We start from the raw sequence: 21,251 nt of genomic DNA on the forward strand, positions 1-21,251 counted from the left end.
TGCCGCTTTCGGCGTCCCTTTTGTTATCACTTGGCAAGCTCATAAATGGCTTGAGCGTATAAGGCGGTTGACCGGAGAAGGTCATCAATCTCAATGTACTCATCCTTTTGATGCGCGCTGTCAGGCCTGTCGGGAAACAGCGGCCCGAATGCGACGCCAGCCGAAAGGGATCTCGCATACGTTCCTCCGCCGATTGAAATCAGATCCGCTTTCTTTCCCGTCTGCCCTTCGTATACGTTCTGAAGCGTCTTTACGAGCGGATGGTCGGCAGATACGTGGTGCGGTTTGCTGTCTTTAAATTCTTCAAGCCGGAATTCTTCAACAGACATAAAGGCATCACGGATGACTTTGCTGTCTGAAGTGACAGGGTAACGAATGTTGATGCCGAGTTCCCCTTCCTCACCCTTATTGTATGTAAAGGTGCCGACATTCAATGTAAGCTCTCCGCTGATGTCATCCCTGCAATCAATTTTCAGCTTTTTGCCTCGTGTATCATTAGAAAAATAGTCACTGACAGTTTTGACAAAGTGCTTTCCGGCCTCATCCAGTTCCGCTCGCTCAAGGCATTCAGCAAGCTTTAAGCCGGCATTTATGCCATTATCCGGCTCCATTGCGTGGCATGATTTCCCGTACACCCGAAGCGTCAGTTTTCCATTTTCTGAAACCGCTTCACCTTGTGTTTTTGATTGCTCCAGCCAGTTGCTGAAATAGGCGTGTACGGCATCAAGACCGTCCCCTTCAATGACCGCTTCAGCCGCATCCGGCACCATGTTCAAGCGCAGTCCTGAACGGAATGACAGAAGCCCGTTTTTTGCGTCTTCTTTATCAGAAGCGCTTTTTGCAATGCGCAGTGATGCGTCTATAATTCCTTTTTCTGCGTTAATGATCGGAAAATCTGCGTCAGGGGCAAATCCGACATCAGGCATTTTTTCGTGTTTGAAGTAGTGGTCCACACATCTCCAATCACTCTCTTCATCCGTTCCGATGATGATTCTCACGCGTTTGGATAAAGGCAGCTGCATGTCTTTGACGATTTTCAGCGCGTAAAACGCCGCCATTGTCGGCCCTTTATCATCAATGGCACCTCTGGCATATATCCGGCCATCCCTGATGTCGGCTGAAAACGGATCGCTCGTCCAGCCGTCTCCGGGCGGAACGACGTCGACGTGGCACAGAACACCGACGATTTCGTCACCCGTCCCCCACTCAATATGGCCCGCATAGCCGTCAAGATTTTTTACGGTGAAGCCTTCTTTTTCACCGAATTCCAACAGTGAAGTCAGGCAGTCACCTACGCCTTCTCCAAACGGCCGGCCGGGACCGGCTGTTGATTCGTCCATTACGCTGTTGATTTGCAGAAACTTCTGCGTGTCACGAATCAGATCTTCTTTGTTTCTGATCACTTCAACTTCCCAGTTCATCACAAATCCCCTTTCTTGATAAAGACTTGCAAAATGTTGATAAAACGAATAATATAGATGATGTTTTGAAAAAATGTTCGTCATTGGAGGTACTTATGTTTCATCTCGACAAGCATCAAACGACAATAAAAAGAGAAATTACCGCGGGATTGACCACCTTCTTTACAATGGTGTATATCATTGTCGTCAATCCGGTGATCCTTTCAAATGCGGGAATTCCGTTTGACCAGGTGTTCACCGCGACGATTATCGCTTCCATTGTCGGAACTTTATGGATGGCTCTCGCTGCGAATTTTCCGATCGCCATTGCCCCCGGCATGGGCTTAAACGCGTATCTCGCCTTTCATGTCGTCGGCGCAGGCAGCGGAATTACGTATCAGACAGCTTTCAGCGCTGTATTTATCGCGGGAGTCATCTTTATTATTTTATCGTTAACGCCTTTAAGAAAACAACTAATAGAAGCAATTCCGGGCAATTTAAAATACGGAATTACGACCGGCATCGGCTTATTTATCGCTTTTATCGGCTTACGCCAATCCGGAATTATCACAGCTGATAAATCTAATTTAGTCGCACTCGGCGATCTTCATTCGCCCGCCGTCATTTTAACGCTTATCGGGCTTATCATCAGTATTGTACTGATGGTGCTGAATGTAAACGGCGCTCTGTTCATCGGCATGGCGCTGACAGCCGTCATTGCCTTCTTGACCGGCCAGATCCATTTTACAAAAGGATTCCTTTCATTCCCGCACCTGCCGGAGGGGCTGTTGATAACAAATCCGTTCGGAGCCCTCGGGGATGTCGTACATCACGGTCTGTATGCCGTTGTGTTTTCTTTTCTTCTCGTTACGATTTTTGACACGACCGGCACTATGATCGGTGTCGCCGAACAAGCGGGATTGATCAAAAACAATCAGCTTCCGAATGCCAGAAGAGCGCTTTTGGCTGATTCGACCGCTACGACAGTCGGAAGCATCTTCGGCACCAGCCCGACAACCGCGTTCGTTGAATCTTCAGCAGGGGTGGCCGCCGGCGGAAGAACGGGTCTGACGGCGCTGACGATTGCCGTTATGTTTGCTGTTTCCATGTTTTTCAGCCCGCTTGTCAGCGTCTTATCGGAAGTGTCCGCGATTACGTCACCGGCTCTGATTATTGTCGGCAGCCTGATGATGGGAGCGGTGTCGAATATCCGCTGGAATGAACTTGATGAAGCGTTCCCGGCCTTTCTCGTCATTTTGGCGATGCCTTTGACGTCCAGTATTTCAACCGGAATCGCACTCGGGTTCATTTCATACCCGCTTGTGAAACTCGCTAAGAAAAAGTGGCGCGAAATCCATCCTTTAGTCATCATCTTTGCCGTGCTGTTTTTTATTCAGCTTTTTATTTTAAACGGGCATTAAGAAAAATCCCTTTCCTTTTTCGGAGAGGGATTTTTCACATATAAAGGGCGGAAAGAATCGCGGCAATGAGGCACCAGGCGGAACAGATGACTTGAATGAGAGTTAATGCGCTGTTTCTCGCCCGAAAATAGTCATCACTCTCTCTCTTGATTCCGCTTAAAACCGGTTTGTCCGTAATCCGGTCAAATAAAAGCGAAGCGGCGTACCGGCTGACTAGCATACATAAAATGAGGGCGGCCGGTTTCAGCAAAAGCGGAAGAACGAGAATAAGAGCCGTAAAAGCCGCGGTTAAAAGGTAAAGCTGCCGGAGATACCCGCCATTACGGATCAGCACTTTAAAAAACAATTCTTTCCACGCCGTATACGCCGACCGTTTTGAAAAGATATGCTTTGAGCCGGGATAAAAAAACGGCTTGCTCCGTCCTTTATTTTTCACATTCGGCAGCTGCACATCATGACTGAGCATCAAAACAGAGGCCGCAAATGAAAGCTTGCGCTTATTCTCCTCAAGCACTTCTTCCTCAAAAGCTGATAAAGAATCTGCCTCTTTCCAAGTAACAAGAACGGAGCAGATAAACAATATACAGCCTGCCGGCCAAAGCCAGTACCACTCGGCGGCAAAGCGGATCATGAAAAACGCGCCCGCCATCATAACGATCACTTTCAGCCAGCCTGACGTCTGATTCCCGAATGTCTGCCTGCTGTTTTTTCTTTGCCGGTGCACCGCTAATATCGCGGTATGGAAGCCGAACAGACAGCAAAACATACCTGAATATGCCGAAAAAGTACAGTCACCGTACTGGCGCCATAAGGGAAATAACAGCACCGCAAGCACTCCCCATTTGATGAAAGATAGGAACATCGAATACAAGAGCGCGTACCGTTTCAGCTGTTGCATCAAATGTTTTGCATGCACCAAAAACACGTGATCCGCTTCCAGCAAAAAGGTATGAATAAACCCCGTGCACAATAGCAGGACACTGAATACATACAGCCAGTCCCAGCCCAATACGCCGGCCGCCCCATCAAGAAGCCCCTTCCCGTTCAGCCATTCAGCATATTGGTAAACGACGAATGCGGAAGCTGGAAGAACGATATACAGCGCGACCGTCCAATCAATGATCGTCCGGAACACCTTCCATTGATACCGCCAATAATGAAACATCCTTTGAAAAAACAAAGCCCGCCCGGTCATCGCTGACTGCCCCGAACCGCTGAATAAAAGCAATCTAACAATGAACGGCCCCCTGTTCTTTCCTGAAGCTCTTCTAACGCGCCTTGAAGAAGCAGAGCGCCTTGATCCAGCAAATAAAAACGGTCGCAGATTTTTTCGGCAGTATCCAGAACGTGGGTGCACATCAGAATACCCGCGCCCCTTTCTTTCTCAGCAATCAGCATGTCGGTAAACAGCTTCGTTGAGATCGGATCAAGTCCGATAAACGGTTCATCAATGATGTAAATATCCGGTTTCGCCAAAAACGCCTGCATGAGCATCAGCTTTTGCTGCATCCCTTTTGAAAAACCGGAAGGCAATTCATGTTTTACCGCCGTCAATGAAAATTCATCAAGCAGCCGCCCGGCCCGCTCACGCCATGCTCCGCTTTCTATGCCCCGTAATGATCCGGTCAGCTCGAGATGCTCCCAGAGCGTCAGTTCATCATAAAAACTCGGCCGCTCCGGTATGTAAGCATAAGATGAATCATTCCACTCAATACACCCTTCCATATCCCGGGACAGCCCGAGAATCGCCTTTATCACTGTACTTTTTCCCGCGCCGTTCGCCCCGATTAACCCGGCAATTTCTCTCGAATTGACCGTAAAAGATACATTTGAAATCACCTTCGGCCTGTCAGCATAGCCGGCGGATACAATGTTTGCATTCAATAAGTCTCCCAAGCTTCTCACTCCCCCATTTTCATACGGACACGTATAAAAAAAGTTTCAGTTTCCATACTAATAAAAGCGGGCCAGGCATAGTAATGCACCAAGGCGGCACCCAATTGGAAAAAATTATCGGCGCTTATTCCTAGATTCGTGTCCTCCATATCGTGTATAATGGAGGCAGTTAAAAGAGAAAAAACAGAATGTCTGCCTTTGTTGCTTATTCGTACGAAGTTTTAGAGTCGTGAGTTGTGGTATATCAAGTCCATCCGATCTTATGATAGGGAGTGGTTTTTTGAAACCTTCAACAAATCGTATGCTGACTCGGATTAAATCAGTTTACATGTTCATTCAGGAAAAAGGCCTTGTGACAACACAGGAACTGGTTGATGAATTCGGCATTACACCTAGAACCATTCAGCGAGACTTAAATGTGTTAGCATACAATGATCTTGTTCATAGTCCTAGCCGAGGCAAGTGGGAGACAACACGAAAAAAAGTGAAAATTACATCTTAAGCGAACAATTACATAGGGCCCTTTTCGGCCTGACATGCTGCAAGGCAAAGGCAGCGTCTTTGCCTTGCTTTTTGTTCCTCTATATAAAAAACCCAAAACAAATCTGTTTTGGGTTTTTCTGATTTCGATTACATTTCAGCATCTTTCAGCGCTGCGAGCTCTTCTTCTGTCAGCTCGCGAAATTCTCCCGGCTTAAGCTCCGGGTCAAGAGAAACAGCCCCCATCGAAAGCCGCTTTAAATAAGCCACTTCATTTCCGACGGCCTTTGCCATCAGCTTCACCTGATGATACTTGCCTTCTGTAATAGTCAAATGAATGACCGTTTCATCCGGACTTTCGGTAATCGTTTTAACGGCTGCCGGCTTCGTCTTATAGCCTCCTTCAATCACAACGCCTCTTTCCAGATCGATGATGTCTTCCGGAGACAGAGGTGATGTTAGCCGAACCTCGTATGTTTTGGGTACATGCTTTTTCGGCGAAAGCAGACGATGAGCGAGCTGCCCGTCGTTAGTCAGAAGCAAAAAGCCTTCCGTATCCTTATCAAGACGTCCCGCCGGAAACGGTTCGAACCGCTGTTCTTCAGGCGTCAGCAGATCAACCACCGTTTGCTGGCGGCTGTCTTCTGTAGCGGACAGCACTCCTTGCGGCTTATTCATCATGACATAAATAAACTCACGGTACTCTGCCGGCTCTCCGTATACCGTGATGTCCTGTTTATCGGGATCGACATGGATTTTCACATCTTTCGCCGGCTCTCCGTCAATCATGACAGCCCCTGCCTTGACGATTTTTTTCACATCTTTTCTTGAGCCGAATCCGCTGTTGGCAAGCAGCTTATCAAGTCTCATCATGATCCTCTCCTTTAAAAAGAAAAGCCCGCGATAAGCGGACTATTCATTATTCCTCAATGGGCGGAATGCCTGCCTCTTCTCAAAACGCGGGGCAGACGGTTTCCAAACATTTTCTGCAAAAATCCGATTCGGTACGCGGCAAACATGTACACCGCACCGCCGACAGCAGCACAGACAAAGACGACAATCGCCGCATGCAGCTGGCCGCTTTGGTACGTGACGAAAAAGCCGAGCAGCCATTGAGTCAGCTTGACCGCAACTCCCATCACGACGGATAAGACCGCAATTAAAATGACCCGTTTCATAAGCACTGTATACGAATAGCCCGCATGGCGCTTAATCATGATAAAACCGTACAGTAGAGAAGCGATATAACCGAGCGCCGTTGCCAATATGGCCCCGTCTCCCTGAAACAGCTTGATCAGCGGCACGTTCAGCACCACTTTTATAATGACGCCGATGAAAAGGCTCACGACAGCAAATTTCTGCTTATTAATCCCTTGCAGAATCGCGGCGTTTACGGTAAACAGAGAAAACAAAATCGCGACAGGCGCGTACCAGAACAAAATATCCTGTCCGATATCCGGGCGAAGGCTTTCAGAGCCGTAGAAGAACGTATAGGCCGGCCCCGATAACACGGACATCCCGACAACGGCGGGAATAACCAAAAACAGAATGATCTGCATCGTCTGGTTAATCTGCTGGTTCAAAAGCTTATAATTCCTGCTCGTAAATGATTCGGTAATCGTCGGAATCAGTGTCAGGCCGAATGCGGTCGCCAGTGAAACCGGAATCATCACAAGCTTCGGCACATAAAGAGTGACAATTGCCAGCATGTCCTGGCTGATGTCCTTATGGCCCGCCGCAATCATCGCTTTATTAAACGTATTCGTATCGATATAAGAATACAAAGGAATCGCCAGGCCGACAAAAACGTAAGGAGCTGCATAGCTGAAAAGCTCAATAAACATTTTTTTATAGCTTAAGTTTGCGGACGGGACGAGGTTCGGCTTCATCGCCAGAAGATCGCCCTTCCGCTTATTCCAGTAAATATAAAGGACGACAAGCCCTCCGAATGATCCGATCAGCGCTGCGAAAGTCGCATATCCGACTGCGATGACAAGGCCGCCGTTAATCACTCTTAAAATCAAATACGTCGCGCCCAATAAAAAGATGATCCGGGCAAGCTGTTCCACAACCTGAGAAACGGCTGTCGGCCCCATCATCTGATGGCCTTGGAAAAAACCGCGCACAAGACTCATAATCGGCACAACCAAAAGTGCCAGACTGACCATCCGGATGACATAAACGACGTGGTCAATCGTAAGTCCGTTATTACTCGTGCCGCCGAGAGATGTTTCCGCAAAAAACGGCGCCGAAATATAAAGAATCGAAAAAGCGATCATCCCGGTAACGAGCATAACCGACATTCCCGCTCTCAGCATACGCCTGCTCGTTTCATAGTCTCCTTTGGAATTATATTTCGAGACAAACTTTGAAACCGCGGCGGGAAATCCCATCGTGGCAATGTTTAAAAACAGTGTATATTGATTATATCCGTATTGAAACAAAGCTCCGCCCGTCGCTCCGACCATCGCTCCGAACGGGATCAGATAAATCATCCCTAAAATCCGCGATATATAGGTGCCGAGCGTCAGCACGAACGTGCCCCTTAACAATTTGCTTGACATGTTTCCTCATCACCATTTTCTACGAAGATTCAACTTTTCTATTTTAACACAACTGGGCAAATAGACGGTAATAATTACAGCGGAAAACTTCTTGGGAAAGCTCTAAAAAAACAAAATACGTTTAAGGAATCCCCTACTTTCGCTATAATAGCAGGAAGCGGACATTTCCGCCTATTATTACGCGAAAAAGAAAGTTGTTGATGAAATATGAAACATTTTGACGTGATTGTGATCGGCGGCGGCCCGTCCGGTTTAATGGCTGCGATTGCCGCAGGCGAAGAAGGGGCAGATGTCTTATTAATTGATAAAGGAAACAAGCTGGGACGGAAGCTGGCGATTTCCGGCGGCGGGCGCTGCAACGTAACCAACCGCCTCCCCGTTGAAGAAATCATCAAACACATCCCCGGAAACGGCCGCTTCTTATACAGCGCGTTTTCCGAATTTAACAATGAAGATATCATCGCCTTTTTTGAGAAACTCGGAATTCAGCTGAAAGAAGAAGACCACGGGCGCATGTTCCCGGTGACAGACAAAGCGCAAAGCGTTGTCGATGCGCTTTTGAACCGTTTAAAAGAACTGAATGTCACCATCCGCACAAATGAAAAAATCAAAGAAGTGCGGTACGAGAACGGCAGGGCTGCGGGCATTACGACAAACAATGACGAACACATTTCCGCCGGCGCCGTCATTATCGCCGTCGGCGGAAAGTCAGTCCCCCACACCGGCAGCACCGGAGACGGCTATGCATGGGCGGAAGCGGCCGGCCACACCGTGACGGAACTCTTTCCGACAGAAGTGCCGGTTACGTCCTCAGAGCCGTTTATTAAACAAAAAACACTTCAGGGGCTGTCCCTTAGAAACACGGCCGTCAGCGTCCTGAATAAAAAAGGCAAGCCTATCGTCACACATGTGATGGACATGCTGTTTACCCATTTCGGCTTGTCAGGCCCCGCCATTCTCCGCTGCAGCCAGTTTGTCGTCAAAGAACTGAAAAAGCAGCCCGAGGTCAAGCTCCGCATCGACCTGTTCCCCGGCATCAACGAGGAAGATTTATTTCAGCGGATGCATAAGGAGCTGAAAGACGCACCGAAAAAAGCGCTCAAAAATGCGCTGAAGCCGTGGATGCAGGAGCGGTACCTGCTTTTCCTTCTGGAACGGAACGGTCTTGATCCGCAAATCAGCTTTACGGAGCTGCCGAAGGATCAATTCAGGGCGTTTGTCAAAGACTGCAAACAATTTACGGTTGCTGCTGACGGAACGCTTTCTCTGGACAAAGCGTTTGTCACAGGCGGCGGTGTTTCCGTAAAAGAGATTGAACCGAAACAAATGGCGTCTAAAAAAATGGAAGGCTTATATTTTTGCGGAGAAATCCTCGATATTCACGGCTACACGGGAGGCTACAATATCACCTCAGCCCTTGTCACGGGGCGCCTCGCCGGCTTGAATGCAGGACGTTTCTCACACTCGCTGTAAGATGGTCTAAAGCACATTTACCTGAGCGCCCCCATTGAAAATTGACCAAAAACATGATAGAGTTTTCTGCGTTTTGTTTCACCTGATTGAGGGAATAGGAAGAAAGGAATGATCTGCAATCGTACGACCATACTAAAACAAAATGGCGTATCGAAAAAATAGTCAGAGGGTGAGAACGTTTGAAAAAGAAGAATATCTCCAGTGTTTTTTGGATTGTGATTGTTATCACAGCCGCTGCGGTTTTATGGGGTGTCGTTTCTCCGGACAGCCTGCAGCAAGTCACTGAAACAGCGCAAAATTTCATTACGGATTCTTTCGGCTGGTATTATCTGCTGGTCGTTTCTATATTTGTCGGTTTCTGTCTCTTTCTCATTGTGAGTCCGATCGGCAACATAAAACTCGGAAAACCCGGGGAAAAACCGGAATTCGGGTTATTATCATGGTTTGCCATGCTTTTCAGCGCGGGCATGGGAATCGGTTTGGTATTTTACGGGGCTGCGGAACCGATCAGCCATTACGCCATCAGCTCTCCCTCAGGTGAAACAGAAACGCCCCAAGCTTTTCGTGATGCGCTCCGGTACACATTTTTCCACTGGGGGCTGCACGCTTGGGCCATCTATGCGGTTGTCGCTTTATGTATCGCATATTTTCAATTCAGAAAAGACGCGCCCGGTTTAATCAGCAGCACACTGACACCGCTTTTAGGCGATAAAGTAAACGGGCCGATCGGCAAGGCAATTGACTGTATCGCCGTGTTTGCGACCGTTGTCGGTGTGGCGACAAGCTTGGGTCTCGGAGCGACTCAGATCAACGGCGGTCTGAATTATTTATTCGGCATTCCGAAGACATTTTCCGTTCAGCTGATCCTGATCGTTGTCGTGACCGTGCTTTTCTTGATTTCTGCGTGGAGCGGAATCGGCAAAGGAATTAAATACTTAAGCAATACCAACATGATACTCGCGGGTATTTTGATGATCTTTATGCTCATTGCAGGCCCGACGGTTTTGATTATGAACTCATTTACTGATTCTATCGGCCAATACATCCAAAATATCGTGCAGATGAGCTTTCGCTTGTCACCGAATGATCCCCAAAAGCGCGAATGGATTAACAGCTGGACCATTTTCTATTGGGCCTGGTGGATTTCCTGGTCGCCGTTTGTCGGCATATTTATCGCCCGGGTTTCAAGGGGCCGGACCATCCGGGAATTTTTAATCGGTGTGTTAGTGACACCTTGTATATTGGCTTTCTTATGGTTTGCAATCTTCGGTGTATCCGCTATGGATCTTCAGCAAAAAGGCGTTTTCAATGTCGCCGGAATGACAACGGATACGATGCTGTTCGGCGCACTCAGCCACTATCCGCTCACAATGGTGACATCCGTATTAACACTTGTTCTGATCGCTGTTTTCTTTATTACATCAGCAGATTCAGCGACATTTGTGCTTGGAATGCAAACGTCTTACGGCTCATTGGACCCGTCAAATCGGGTAAAAATCACTTGGGGCATCATCCAGTCCGCCGTAGCAGCGGTTTTATTATATTCCGGGGGTCTGGCCGCACTGCAAAACACGGCCATTCTCGCTGCGGTCCCGTTTTCAGTCGTGATCCTTCTGATGATCGTGTCTCTGTATAAATCATTAGTGAGCGAAAGAAAAGGAATCAAACAAGCGGAGAAATACCAAAAGCCGAGAAGTCCCCGCGTCAAAAAAGCATAATGCACAACGAAGCCCGGCATTCGCCCGGGCTTCTTTACTTTCGGTATAAAATGAGAGCGGAAAAACAATAAAGCTGCTCCCCTTCAGGATCACAGGCAGCCGCTACCGTATATTTAATATCGACGAGCTGTTCTTCGGAAATTCCTTTTAAAAATGAATTGACTTCAGTCTGCAGATCCTTTTCATGCTCCTCATCAAAAACAGCTATCTTCAGCATGTCAGCCTCTCCTTTCTCTATCAATTTATTCCGGTTCAACTGAAATATGATAGAGAAAAACAGATTTCCCTTTTTACTGATTTTTACTAAAAAACTCCAAAAAAGTTGTTGAAAACGCTTACTAACATGTGATAATATCACTCTAACAATAACCAGGTCATTTCTATTTAGTAAATTTTTAGTAAAAAGGAGATGCGAAATGGTCCGTCTCAAAGATATTGCCTTACAGGCGTCTGTATCCAGCGCCACAGTATCGAGAATTTTAAACAGAGATGACTCTTTAGCCGTGACTGAAGAAACAAGAGAAAAAGTCCTGCGGATCGCCGATGAGCTGGGCTATCAGCCGTCGGCAAAAAAACGAAAAAACCGCAGCCGCAATGATTCTGCCCCCCTGATCGGCGTTGTCAGCTGCCTGTCACCGGAGGAAGAACGGCAGGACCCTTATTTTTCGGCGATCAGAAAAGGCATTGAAGAAGAATGTTTTCAGCAAAAAATTTTTCATCACTTCTTCTATCCATCTCGGTTCTTTTCAAGAGCATATGTTTCACGAATTGGACGGTGTGATCGTAATCGGCAGCCTCCAAGACGAGGCGCTCACGAATATCAGCACCTCTTTCAGACACGCCGTATTTGTTAACGGCATACCTGATCCCGCCCGCTACGACTCCGTCAGCGTAGACTTTTATGCCGCAGCGCAGAAAGCGATAGAACATCTGCTGTCGCTCGGTTATCGGCGGCTTGGTTATATCGGCGGCCGGGAGCGGGAGCATACCGTGATAGACGGTGTAAACAGCAATCAAACAATTGAAGATAAGCGCCTGACCGCTTTCTTACAAATGGCCGGCGCCGAGCCGGAGCACGTGCTGGTCGGCGAATACAGCATGCACGAAGGTTTCCGGCTGATGAAGGAAGCCATCAAAGGCGGCAGTCTGCCCGACGCCTTCTTTATTGCAAGTGATTCGATGGCCATCGGCGCTTTAAAAGCCCTGCAGGAAGCCGGCCTTCAAGTCCCGCGCGATACAGCGATTGTCAGCTTCAACGGCATTGATGAAGCGGAATACGCCAGCACGCCTTTATCAACGGTAAAAGTATATACAGAAGAGATGGGCCGGACGGGTGTCAAATTGCTTCTTGACCGTTTGAACGGCAGGACCGTCCCGCTGGCCGTGACGCTCCCCACTTCACTGATTGTCAGACAAAGCTGCGGATCACAAGAAAGGAGGTGACGTTTCCCGCAGCATTTATATCATATTTAAAGGAGGAAAAGATGAAACGCTTACTGGTTTTGTTTCTTTCTTTTATTTGTATGATACTTCCCGGCTGTTCCGCGGGACAGAGCAGCGCAGGAGAAAAGCAGAAAACCTTGACCGTCTATTCCACTATATCCTCAGACAGCGAACGCGCCGTGTTCAGAGAATTGGCTGATTCATTCCAAAAAGAACATCCGGGCATTCAAGTAAAAGTTCATTTCCCAGGCAATGACTACGAAAATATGATGAGAGTCAGAATGGCGGCCGATGACATGCCCGATCTATTCGACACTCACGGCTGGGCCAAAATCCGCTACGGAGAATATACAGCCGACCTCAGCGGCATGTCTTGGACGAAGCGGCTCGATCCGAATTTAAACAGCATGCTCAAGGACGCCAAAGGCAGGATATACGCCTTCCCTCTGAATCAGGCAAAGGACGGGCTTGCTTACAACCGCACCCTTTTGGAAAGATACGGAATTAAACCACCGGACACGATGGACGATTTCATGAAGGCGCTGAGACAGGTTAAAGAAAAAAGCGGCGGAACAGTCACTCCCTTCTGGTTTGCCGGCTATGAGAAAAGCTCATTTGCCCAATATTACGATCAATTCGCCGCACCGCTTCTCATCACAGATCCCGCTCACCGTTACAAAAAGCAGCTGTTAAACGGAACCTTCCGCTGGACACACTTCACCTATTTATCTGACAAACTGAAAGAGATGCAAAAAGAAAACCTGCTCAATACGGATGCCGTGACGGCAAAACGTTCCCAGCTGATTGATCTGATGGCGCAAAACAAAATCGCCTTTACGCTGCAGAGCGGCACCCTCGGCCAAGACGTCGCTCAAATCAATCCGAAGGTAAAAGTCGGCATCATACCGACCCCGGCAGTCCACAAAGGAGACGCACCGGTATGGATCGGGGGCGAACGTTATACGCTGGCGGCATCCAAGGATTCCTCTCGGCTGAAAGAAGCGAAACAGTTTATCGCATTTATGGCCCGTCCAGAACATGCAAAATCAATTGCCGAAGCGACCTCGCTTCCGGCAGGATTAGTGAATGTAAAGACGGACATTTTTTACGCAAATGACTATAAACGCTATCAGCATATTAAGGTGCAGCCTTATTTCGACCGCCTTTATTTGCCGAACGGAATGTGGGATGTGATGGGCACGGCCGGGCAGGAGCTGATGGCTGATATCTTAACTCCCTCAGAAATTTCGGCGAAACTCGGCAGGGAATATAAGCGGCTCCGTCTTCAATCTGATTCACAGGGAGCTGAAGAAGAATGAGTGATCTTGCAAGAGAAACCGCCGGATTTCAAAATAAAAAGCCGATTAAACCCGCGTCATTATGGTGGATGTACGTCCCTGCTCTTGCCACGGTTTTTATTTTCATGATTTTTCCGTTTGCCAAAGGCGCTTTTATCACATTTACAAACTGGAACGGCTTCTCACAGACATATCAATGGGTGGGGGTCACCCAATATAAAAGGCTTTTGACAGACCCGGACACATGGCTCGTTGTGAAAAACACTTTGCTTTACGGGCTCGGAAGCACTTTTTTTCAGAATATGCTCGGGCTTTTATATGCGCTGCTTTTGAATCAAAGCTTAAAAATGAAGGCGCTCACAAGAACGATCGTCTACCTGCCTGTCATTATCAGTCCGCTGATCATGGGATACATTTGGTATTTTATTTTCTCGTATGACGGGGGCGCGCTGAATGATGTGCTTGGCGCGTTGGGTATCGGTTCTGTCAACGCCTTGGCAAGCCCGGCGGCAAACCCGTGGATCATCGTCATGATTAACACCTACCAATACGCAGGCATTGCGATGATTGTATATTTGGCGGGCCTGCAAAGCATTCCGAAAGATTATTACGAAGCGGCAAAAATAGATGGCGCGGGAGGCCTTCAGCCGTTTTTCACCATTACCCTGCCTTTATTGATGCCGGCTGTCACCATCAATATGGTCATCAATATCATCGGAGGACTCAAGCTGTTTGATGTCATTTTCGCCCTGACCGCAGGCGGGCCGGGCAATTCCTCCCAATCGATGTCGACATTTATGTATGATTTATATTTTAAACGGCAGGATGCGGGATATGCCGCCGCCCAAGGCGTGTTTATGTCCGTCATTATTCTTGTCATCAGCTTTTCGGCTCTCGTGTATTTCAAACGAAAGGAGACGGAAATGTCATGAAAACAGTCCGAATGCGGATCTTTACCCTCTTGGCTGCCGTCATCTCATGCGTTCATATTGTCCCCTTTTATATATTGCTGACCACGTCATTAAAAGCAAAAGGAGACTACAGTTCAAAATGGTCGCTGCCCTCCGCTTTTTCATTTCAGAATTTCCGTGAAGCATGGGAGCGGGCCTCTCTCGGGCAATCTTTTCTGAACACGATCATCATTACAGCCGTTTCCGCCGCTTTGTTAATTTTCATGGGTTCGCTTGCCGCATATCCGCTCGCAAGAAGAAATACGAAGCTGAATAAAATCGTCTTCGGCCTTTTGATTTCAATTATGATCATCCCGCCTTTGACTTCCATGGTTCCTTTATACAAGATGGTCGCTGATGCGGGACTGATCAATACGCATGCCGCAGCGATTCTCATTAATACGGCTGCATATATGCCGCTGACCGTTTTCTTATATTCAGGATTTATCCGCTCTTCCATTCCGAAAGAGCTTGAGGAAGCGGCCAAGATGGACGGCGCCGGATTGATCAGGACTTTTTATACGATCGTGTTTCCCCTGCTGAAACCGATTACCGCAACGGTCTGCATTATTTCCTGCGTGTTTATCTGGAACGATTATCAATTTGCGATTTTCTTTTTACAAGATCAAAAGGTGCAGACGTTGACCGTGGCCATGGCGGGATTCTTCGGCGAAAACGCGAACAATCTTCACTTAGTCGCCGCAGCCGCAATTATGGCGATGCTGCCGATGGTCGTTTTGTTTTTGGCCCTTCAAAAATATTTTATCTCAGGGCTGTCCTCCGGGGCAGTCAAAGGCTGAGAAGAAAAGGGAGGAATTTCTGTTGAAGAAAATTACGTTTATCGGAGCGGGAAGCACGATATTTGCGAAAAATGTACTGGGAGACTGTTTACTGACTGAAGCTTTAAACGGATTTGAATTCGCGCTTTATGATATTGATGCTGTACGGCTGAAAGAATCCCAGCTCATGCTGGAAAACATGAGAGACCGCTATAATACGAGCGTATCCATCATTTCTTACGATGACCGAAAACAGGCGCTAAAACAGGCCGGCTATGTGATAAACGCCATTCAGGTCGGCGGTTATAAACCCGCGACGGTCATTGACTTTGACATCCCTAAGCGGTACGGCCTGCGCCAGACGATTGCCGATACCGTCGGAATAGGCGGCATTTTCCGTTCCCTTCGCACCATCCCCGTTTTATTTGACATCGCTAAAGACATGGAAGAGGTCTGTCCGGATGCGTGGCTGTTAAACTATACAAATCCGATGGCTTCTCTGACCGGCGCGATGCTCAGACATACAAATGTAAAAACGGTCGGCCTGTGCCACAGCGTACAGGTCTGTACAAAAGATCTGTTTGACTCACTCGGCATGGATCACGAAGGTACGGAAGAACGCATTGCCGGCATCAATCACATGGCTTGGCTCTTAGAGATCAAAAAAGACGGAATTGATTTGTATCCGGAAATTAAAAGACGCGCCCGCGAGAAACAAAAGACGAAACATAATGACATGGTGCGGTTTGAGCTGATGGATAAGTTCGGCTGCTACGTAACGGAATCATCTGAGCACAATGCCGAATATCACCCGTATTTTATAAAAAGCCGGTATCCGGAGCTGATAGATGAACTCCAGATCCCGCTAGATGAATATCCGAGAAGATGCGCAGAACAAATCAAAAACTGGGAAACGATAAGAGACGGCATCATCAACAATCAAAACCTGACGCATGAGCGCTCGAATGAATACGGTTCGAGAATTATAGAAGCGATGGAGACGGGCCGTCCGTTTATGTTCGGCGGCAATGTGCTGAATACGGGACTCATACCGAATCTGCCGGCGAAAGCAGTCGTTGAAGTGCCTTGCGCAGCCGTTAAAAATCAAATTATGCCTTGCTATTCAGGCGAACTTCCGGAACAGCTCGCGGCGCTTAACAGAACAAACATTAATACACAGCTTTTAACCATCGAAGCGGCCGTTACTTTAAAAAAGGAAGCCGTATATCAGGCGGCCATGCTTGATCCGCATACGAGCGCCGAGCTTTCCATGAATGACATCATCTCTTTGTGCGATGATTTATTTGAAGCCCATAAAGACTGGCTTCCGGCGTATCACTGATCATTCGCGATCCGGCCCCGGAGGGGGCTGGATCGCTTTTATATGTTCAGCACCAGTTTGACCGTCTGCAGGGTGTGTCCTTTAAAGTCTTCTTCAAATTCACATACCCGGTGAAACCCTTTCGCTTGATAAAAGGACAAGGCGGTGCGGTTCTCTTTTTCTGCATGGACATAAAGCTCTTTTATTCCGGCAGACTGTCTGATACATTCTTTAAGGAGTGACGTGCCTATCCCGTTTCCCTGAAAACCCGGATCAATATAAATAGCGGTCAGCTCCGCTTTTCCGTCTTTTTGAACCGGAGTGACATTTGCAAAGCCGAGTACTTTTCCCTCTTTTCCTTCTGCAACAAAGAACAGAGAATGCTGAAGCCGGCGTTCCATCATTTCATCCTGATAGGCGGATTTGAGAAACTGATCCTGAATGTGTCTGGGGATAATCCCTTCATACGTATGATGCCAGCTTCGTTCTGCGACTTGCCGGACCTGTTTGATATCACTTGCTTTCATAGCACGGATCATCGGTTTCACTTGATTCGCCTCCCGTTTTTTTCTATTAAAAAAGAAGAAAAAGACGTACGTTCCTTTTTCTTCTTTCACTACAAAACGTTATTTCTTCGGCTTTGTTTCGCCTTCCCACTCCAGCATGCCGCCTTCAACATTAACCGTACGGAAGCCCTGCTCATGTAAATACATGCAAACATTCATGCTTCTTTTTCCGGAACGGCAGATAAATACATATTCTTTGTCCTTGTCTAACGCATCCATCTTCTCAGGGATGTCTCCCATGCGGATATGAACAGCCTGCGGAATCATTCCTTCGGCTACTTCTTCATCTTCTCTGACATCAATCAGATACAGCTCTTCTCCCGCTTTTAATTTCTCTTCCAGTGCGGCTGTGCTGATTTCATTTATTTTCAATGTGTGACACTCCCATTCGTCTTAATGATTTTAAGTATACCAAAGCCTGCGGGGCAATTTCTATGCTAGAGGCCTGATAAAAAAACCCCTCTTTTTATGAGAGGGGCTTCGCCCGGTCAGTTTGCCACAATATTGACAAGCTTGCCCGGTACGGCAATGATTTTTCGGATCGTTTTTCCTTCAAGCTGCTCTTTCACTTTTTCGTCAGCTTGTGCGAGCTGTTCTAATGCCGCTTTATCGGCATCAGCCGGAACCATTAATTTCGCTTTTACTTTTCCGTTCAGCTGGACGACGATTTCCACTTCATCATCAACCAGTTTTGATTCGTCATAAGCAGGCCAAGCTTCATATGCAATCGAACCTTCGTGGCCGAGTTTTTCCCACAGTTCTTCCGCCAAATGCGGGGCAACAGGAGAAAGCAGCTTCACAAAGCCTTCCATATATTCTCTCGGCAGTTCATTCGCTTTGTAAGCTTCATTAATGAAGACCATCAGCTGAGAAATGCCTGTGTTAAAACGAAGGGCTTCGTAGTTTTCCGTCACCTTCATGACTGTTTCATGGTAGACGCGTTCAAGAGTTTCTCCCGCGCCTTCTGTCACTTTGCCGGTAAGCTCTCCGTTTTCCTCGATAAACAAACGCCATACGCGGTCAAGGAAGCGGCGGGCTCCGTCAAGGCCGGATTCAGACCAGGCGATAGATGCGTCAAGCGGACCCATAAACATTTCGTACAGGCGCAGCGTATCTGCTCCGTGAGACGCCACAATTTCATCCGGATTGACGACGTTTCCGCGGGATTTACTCATTTTTTCATTATTTTCCCCGAGAATCATTCCTTGGTTATACAGCTTTTGGAACGGCTCTTTCGTCGGCACGACACCGATATCATAGAGGAATTTATGCCAGAAACGAGCGTACAGAAGGTGAAGCACGGCATGCTCCGCTCCTCCGATGTAGATATCGACAGGCAGCCATTTATCCAGTTTCTCAGGTGAAGCGAGCTGATCCGGATTTTTCGGATCGATAAAGCGAAGGAAGTACCAGCAGCTTCCCGCCCATTGCGGCATCGTGTTTGTTTCCCTTCTGCCTTTTCTGCCCGTTTCAGGATCAGTGACTTCCACCCACTCTTTAATGTTGGCAAGCGGTGATTCACCGGTTCCGCTCGGTTTGATCTCATCGGTTTTCGGCAGAATCAGCGGCAGCTCTTCCGCAGGAACGGCTGTTGACGTGCCGTCTTCCCAATGAATGACCGGAATCGGCTCGCCCCAATAGCGCTGACGGCTGAACAGCCAATCACGCAGACGGTATGTCACTTTTTTCTCACCGTTTTTCGTTTCTTCAAGCCAGGCGATCATTTTTTCAATCGCTTCCGCTTTATTCAGTCCGTTCAAAAAGCCGGAATTGACATGCTCTCCGTCTCCCGTGTACGCTTCCTCGTCTGTGTTTCCGCCTTTTACGACTTCTTTGACAGGCAGGCTGAACACTTTGGCGAATTCAAAATCGCGTTCATCATGCGCCGGCACGGCCATAACAGCGCCCGTTCCGTAAGTAGCAAGAACATAATCAGCTATCCAGATCGGCAGCTTTTCACCGTTTGCCGGGTTTACGGCATATGCGCCCGTGAAGACGCCCGTTTTTGTTTTCGCAAGATCCGTCCGTTCCAGATCACTTTTCGCCTGAACTTCTTTAATATAAGCGTCTACCGCTTCTTTTTGTTCAGCCGTCGTAATGGCTTCAACAAGCTCATGCTCAGGAGCCAGAACGGCATAAGCCGCGCCGAACAGCGTGTCAGGTCTTGTCGTAAACACCGTGAACGTGTCATCAGTGCCGTCGATTGCGAAATGCACGTTTGCGCCTTCAGAACGTCCGATCCAGTTGCGCTGCATGTCTTTAATGCTTTCAGGCCAGTCCAGATCTTCTAAATCTTCAAGAAGCCTGTCCGCATAAGCGGTGATTTTCAGCATCCATTGTTTCATCGGGCGGCGTTCAACCGGATGTCCGCCCCGCTCGCTTTTGCCGTCAATGACTTCTTCGTTTGCAAGCACCGTTCCGAGTGCCGGGCACCAGTTGACAGGCACTTCGTCTACATAAGCGAGACCTTTTTCGTACAGCTTGGTGAAAATCCACTGCGTCCACTTGTAGTAGTCCGGATCAGTCGTATTGATTTCACGATCCCAATCATAAGAAAAGCCGAGCGATTGGATCTGGCGGCGGAAATTATCTATATTGTGTTTCGTGAACTCAGCCGGATCATTCCCTGTGTCAAGCGCGTATTGCTCGGCAGGAAGCCCGAACGCGTCCCATCCCATCGGATGAAGCACATTGTACCCCTGCATGCGTCTCATACGTGAAAGAATATCGGTTGCCGTATAGCCTTCCGGATGCCCGACATGAAGGCCGGCTCCTGAAGGATACGGGAACATGTCAAGCGCGTAAAACTTCGGCTTGTCATTCTCTTCACTGGCGGCGAATGTTTTATGCTCCAACCAGTAATTCTGCCATTTCTTTTCTATTTTTTCGTGCTGAAAACTCAACGCAAAAACCTCCTTCTGATTGAATACGGCGTATGTAGTCCAAGTATTGACGGGATGAGAAAGATTATATTCAGATTATTCTAAAACTAAAAAAACTCCCTCATCCCAAAAAGGGACGAGAGATTTTTGTTTCCCGCGGTACCACCCTCGTTAGCGCGGTTTTTAGCCGCACTCACTTGATACTTTTAACGCAGTTATGCGTCAGCGGTTTTGCCGCTGCAACTCTGAGGCGAGTTCGGAAACAGACTTGATTGACTTGCACCGGCCGTCAACTCTCTGACTGCAAAATCTGCTTCTTACTGCTCCTCTTCACTGTTCTTATCGCTACCGTAATCTTACCTGTATTTTATAGAATTCTGTTCATAAGTGCAAGCAGGTTTGTATACAATGGGAATGTACCCAGAACGGGTCATGAGCGGGGATATTATTTTGATGGAGGATTTTTTTGCTGGTGTGGTTTTGCTTCGGCCGAATCACTGTTTTGTTCCCTGACAAAATCAAAGCTTCTGAGAACAGCTTCTCCGCCGTAGCCTGCGATTATGGATAAGATGACGAGTTGAATTCCTGAATCGGGGTCAGCGGATAAGACAAGTAAGATGGAAGCAGCCATTCCGATAAAACCATCTTCCAAAAAACCGAGATAGATAAACCGCTTTGTCATTCTGGGTTTCTCCAGCCTGCCTCTCTTTTTCACATGACCGAGAACCCCCATGATTCCTCCAATTACACAAGCAATAATTACCTGATGCAGCATCTTCATCACCTTCCTAAAGCCCTTATTTAGTAAAGCGACTTCAGGCCATCCAGCCCCCTTACGAATACGATGATTTTCGATATCTACATACCGGCGAATGAGCAGGAAAGTAAAAAGCTTGTTTCTTCCATTATATGTGAACACATGATCGGTAAGCTTGATGCATTAGATTCATTTTTCACCCAGTGACAATGACCTAGTCACTTACTTAGCGGCGATATACCTTCTCCTTATATCTTCAGTGTATATGAGGACAAGCCCGAATGACAAATCGCAAACTTCGGC

The 21,251-nt window shown here is 47.7% G+C and carries 18 protein-coding genes, 1 pseudogene and 1 other annotated feature; of the genes and pseudogenes, 9 read left to right on the forward strand and 10 right to left on the reverse strand.

Features of this window, described 5'->3' with window-relative positions:
- Window positions 1-26: 26 nt before the first annotated feature.
- Complete coding sequence (pepV, locus tag BAMF_RS34595) at window positions 27-1,421, reverse strand: dipeptidase PepV (protein ID WP_013353230.1); 1,395 nt, start codon at window positions 1,419-1,421, stop codon at window positions 27-29.
- A gap of 95 nt (window positions 1,422-1,516) precedes the next feature.
- On the opposite strand from pepV, the gene BAMF_RS34600 reads away from it, so the two are divergent.
- Window positions 1,517-2,821, forward strand: a complete 1,305-nt coding sequence (locus BAMF_RS34600; RefSeq protein ID WP_013353231.1) for an NCS2 family permease — start codon at window positions 1,517-1,519, stop codon at window positions 2,819-2,821.
- A 34-nt stretch (window positions 2,822-2,855) separates the two neighbouring features.
- On the opposite strand, the gene BAMF_RS34605 is transcribed toward BAMF_RS34600, so the two are convergent.
- On the reverse strand, window positions 2,856-4,016 hold the full coding sequence (locus BAMF_RS34605; RefSeq protein ID WP_013353232.1) for an ABC transporter permease: 1,161 nt from the start codon (window positions 4,014-4,016) through the stop codon (window positions 2,856-2,858).
- Complete coding sequence (locus BAMF_RS34610; RefSeq protein WP_013353233.1) at window positions 4,013-4,717, reverse strand: ABC transporter ATP-binding protein; 705 nt, start codon at window positions 4,715-4,717, stop codon at window positions 4,013-4,015. Before BAMF_RS34610 ends, BAMF_RS34605 begins: the two co-directional genes overlap by 4 nt.
- Window positions 4,718-4,997: 280 nt before the next feature.
- On the opposite strand from BAMF_RS34610, the gene BAMF_RS34615 reads away from it, so the two are divergent.
- Window positions 4,998-5,219 carry a DeoR family transcriptional regulator gene (locus tag BAMF_RS34615; RefSeq protein ID WP_003152337.1) on the forward strand — a complete coding sequence of 74 codons (222 nt, stop codon included), beginning with the start codon at window positions 4,998-5,000 and terminating at the stop codon, window positions 5,217-5,219.
- A 128-nt stretch (window positions 5,220-5,347) separates the two neighbouring features.
- On the opposite strand, the gene BAMF_RS34620 is transcribed toward BAMF_RS34615, so the two are convergent.
- On the reverse strand, window positions 5,348-6,067 hold the full coding sequence (locus tag BAMF_RS34620) for a pseudouridine synthase (protein ID WP_014470837.1): 720 nt from the start codon (window positions 6,065-6,067) through the stop codon (window positions 5,348-5,350).
- A gap of 56 nt (window positions 6,068-6,123) precedes the next feature.
- Window positions 6,124-7,761 (reverse strand): putative polysaccharide biosynthesis protein, encoded by a 1,638-nt coding sequence (locus BAMF_RS34625; RefSeq protein ID WP_013353235.1) that lies wholly within the window; start codon window positions 7,759-7,761, stop codon window positions 6,124-6,126.
- Between the two features lie 207 nt (window positions 7,762-7,968).
- On the opposite strand from BAMF_RS34625, the gene BAMF_RS34630 reads away from it, so the two are divergent.
- On the forward strand, window positions 7,969-9,234 hold the full coding sequence (locus tag BAMF_RS34630) for a BaiN/RdsA family NAD(P)/FAD-dependent oxidoreductase (protein ID WP_013353236.1): 1,266 nt from the start codon (window positions 7,969-7,971) through the stop codon (window positions 9,232-9,234).
- 179 nt (window positions 9,235-9,413) lie between these two features.
- On the forward strand, window positions 9,414-10,952 hold the full coding sequence (gene opuD / locus BAMF_RS34635; protein WP_013353237.1) for a glycine betaine transporter OpuD: 1,539 nt from the start codon (window positions 9,414-9,416) through the stop codon (window positions 10,950-10,952).
- Window positions 10,953-10,986: 34 nt separating this feature from the next.
- Here the strand turns inward: opuD and BAMF_RS34640 are convergent, their stop codons facing one another.
- Entirely contained in the window at window positions 10,987-11,169 is a 183-nt protein-coding gene (locus BAMF_RS34640) for a sporulation protein Cse60 (RefSeq protein WP_013353238.1), read from the reverse strand.
- Window positions 11,170-11,368: 199 nt separating this feature from the next.
- Here BAMF_RS34640 and BAMF_RS34645 point away from each other — a divergent pair.
- The 5 genes and pseudogenes from BAMF_RS34645 (at window position 11,369) to melA (ending at window position 16,764) form a co-directional block, all read left to right on the forward strand.
- Window positions 11,369-12,395 (forward strand): annotated as a pseudogene (locus BAMF_RS34645) (LacI family DNA-binding transcriptional regulator).
- A 41-nt stretch (window positions 12,396-12,436) separates the two neighbouring features.
- Window positions 12,437-13,714 carry an ABC transporter substrate-binding protein gene (locus tag BAMF_RS34650; RefSeq protein ID WP_013353240.1) on the forward strand — a complete coding sequence of 426 codons (1,278 nt, stop codon included), beginning with the start codon at window positions 12,437-12,439 and terminating at the stop codon, window positions 13,712-13,714.
- Window positions 13,711-14,625 (forward strand): carbohydrate ABC transporter permease, encoded by a 915-nt coding sequence (locus BAMF_RS34655; RefSeq protein WP_013353241.1) that lies wholly within the window; start codon window positions 13,711-13,713, stop codon window positions 14,623-14,625. Before BAMF_RS34650 ends, BAMF_RS34655 begins: the two co-directional genes overlap by 4 nt.
- Window positions 14,622-15,443 carry a carbohydrate ABC transporter permease gene (locus tag BAMF_RS34660; protein ID WP_013353242.1) on the forward strand — a complete coding sequence of 274 codons (822 nt, stop codon included), beginning with the start codon at window positions 14,622-14,624 and terminating at the stop codon, window positions 15,441-15,443. The genes BAMF_RS34655 and BAMF_RS34660 overlap by 4 nt, the downstream gene beginning before the upstream one ends.
- A 22-nt stretch (window positions 15,444-15,465) precedes the next feature.
- Complete coding sequence (gene melA / locus BAMF_RS34665; RefSeq protein ID WP_013353243.1) at window positions 15,466-16,764, forward strand: alpha-galactosidase MelA; 1,299 nt, start codon at window positions 15,466-15,468, stop codon at window positions 16,762-16,764.
- 38 nt (window positions 16,765-16,802) lie between these two features.
- On the opposite strand, the gene BAMF_RS34670 is transcribed toward melA, so the two are convergent.
- From BAMF_RS34670 to BAMF_RS34685, 4 genes are all read right to left on the reverse strand, one after another.
- Entirely contained in the window at window positions 16,803-17,282 is a 480-nt protein-coding gene (locus tag BAMF_RS34670; protein ID WP_172800830.1) for a GNAT family N-acetyltransferase, read from the reverse strand.
- Between the two features lie 87 nt (window positions 17,283-17,369).
- Window positions 17,370-17,681 carry a rhodanese-like domain-containing protein gene (locus BAMF_RS34675; protein WP_007613212.1) on the reverse strand — a complete coding sequence of 104 codons (312 nt, stop codon included), beginning with the start codon at window positions 17,679-17,681 and terminating at the stop codon, window positions 17,370-17,372.
- Window positions 17,682-17,797: 116 nt separating this feature from the next.
- Entirely contained in the window at window positions 17,798-20,212 is a 2,415-nt protein-coding gene (leuS, locus tag BAMF_RS34680) for a leucine--tRNA ligase (protein ID WP_013353245.1), read from the reverse strand.
- 108 nt (window positions 20,213-20,320) lie between these two features.
- Window positions 20,321-20,534, reverse strand: a binding site (T-box leader).
- 102 nt (window positions 20,535-20,636) lie between these two features.
- Complete coding sequence (locus BAMF_RS34685) at window positions 20,637-20,972, reverse strand: DUF4257 domain-containing protein (RefSeq protein WP_015418038.1); 336 nt, start codon at window positions 20,970-20,972, stop codon at window positions 20,637-20,639.
- Window positions 20,973-21,251 lie beyond the last annotated feature (279 nt).

The sequence above is a fragment of the Bacillus amyloliquefaciens DSM 7 = ATCC 23350 genome (assembly GCF_000196735.1).
GTDB classification, from domain to species: domain Bacteria; phylum Bacillota; class Bacilli; order Bacillales; family Bacillaceae; genus Bacillus; species Bacillus amyloliquefaciens.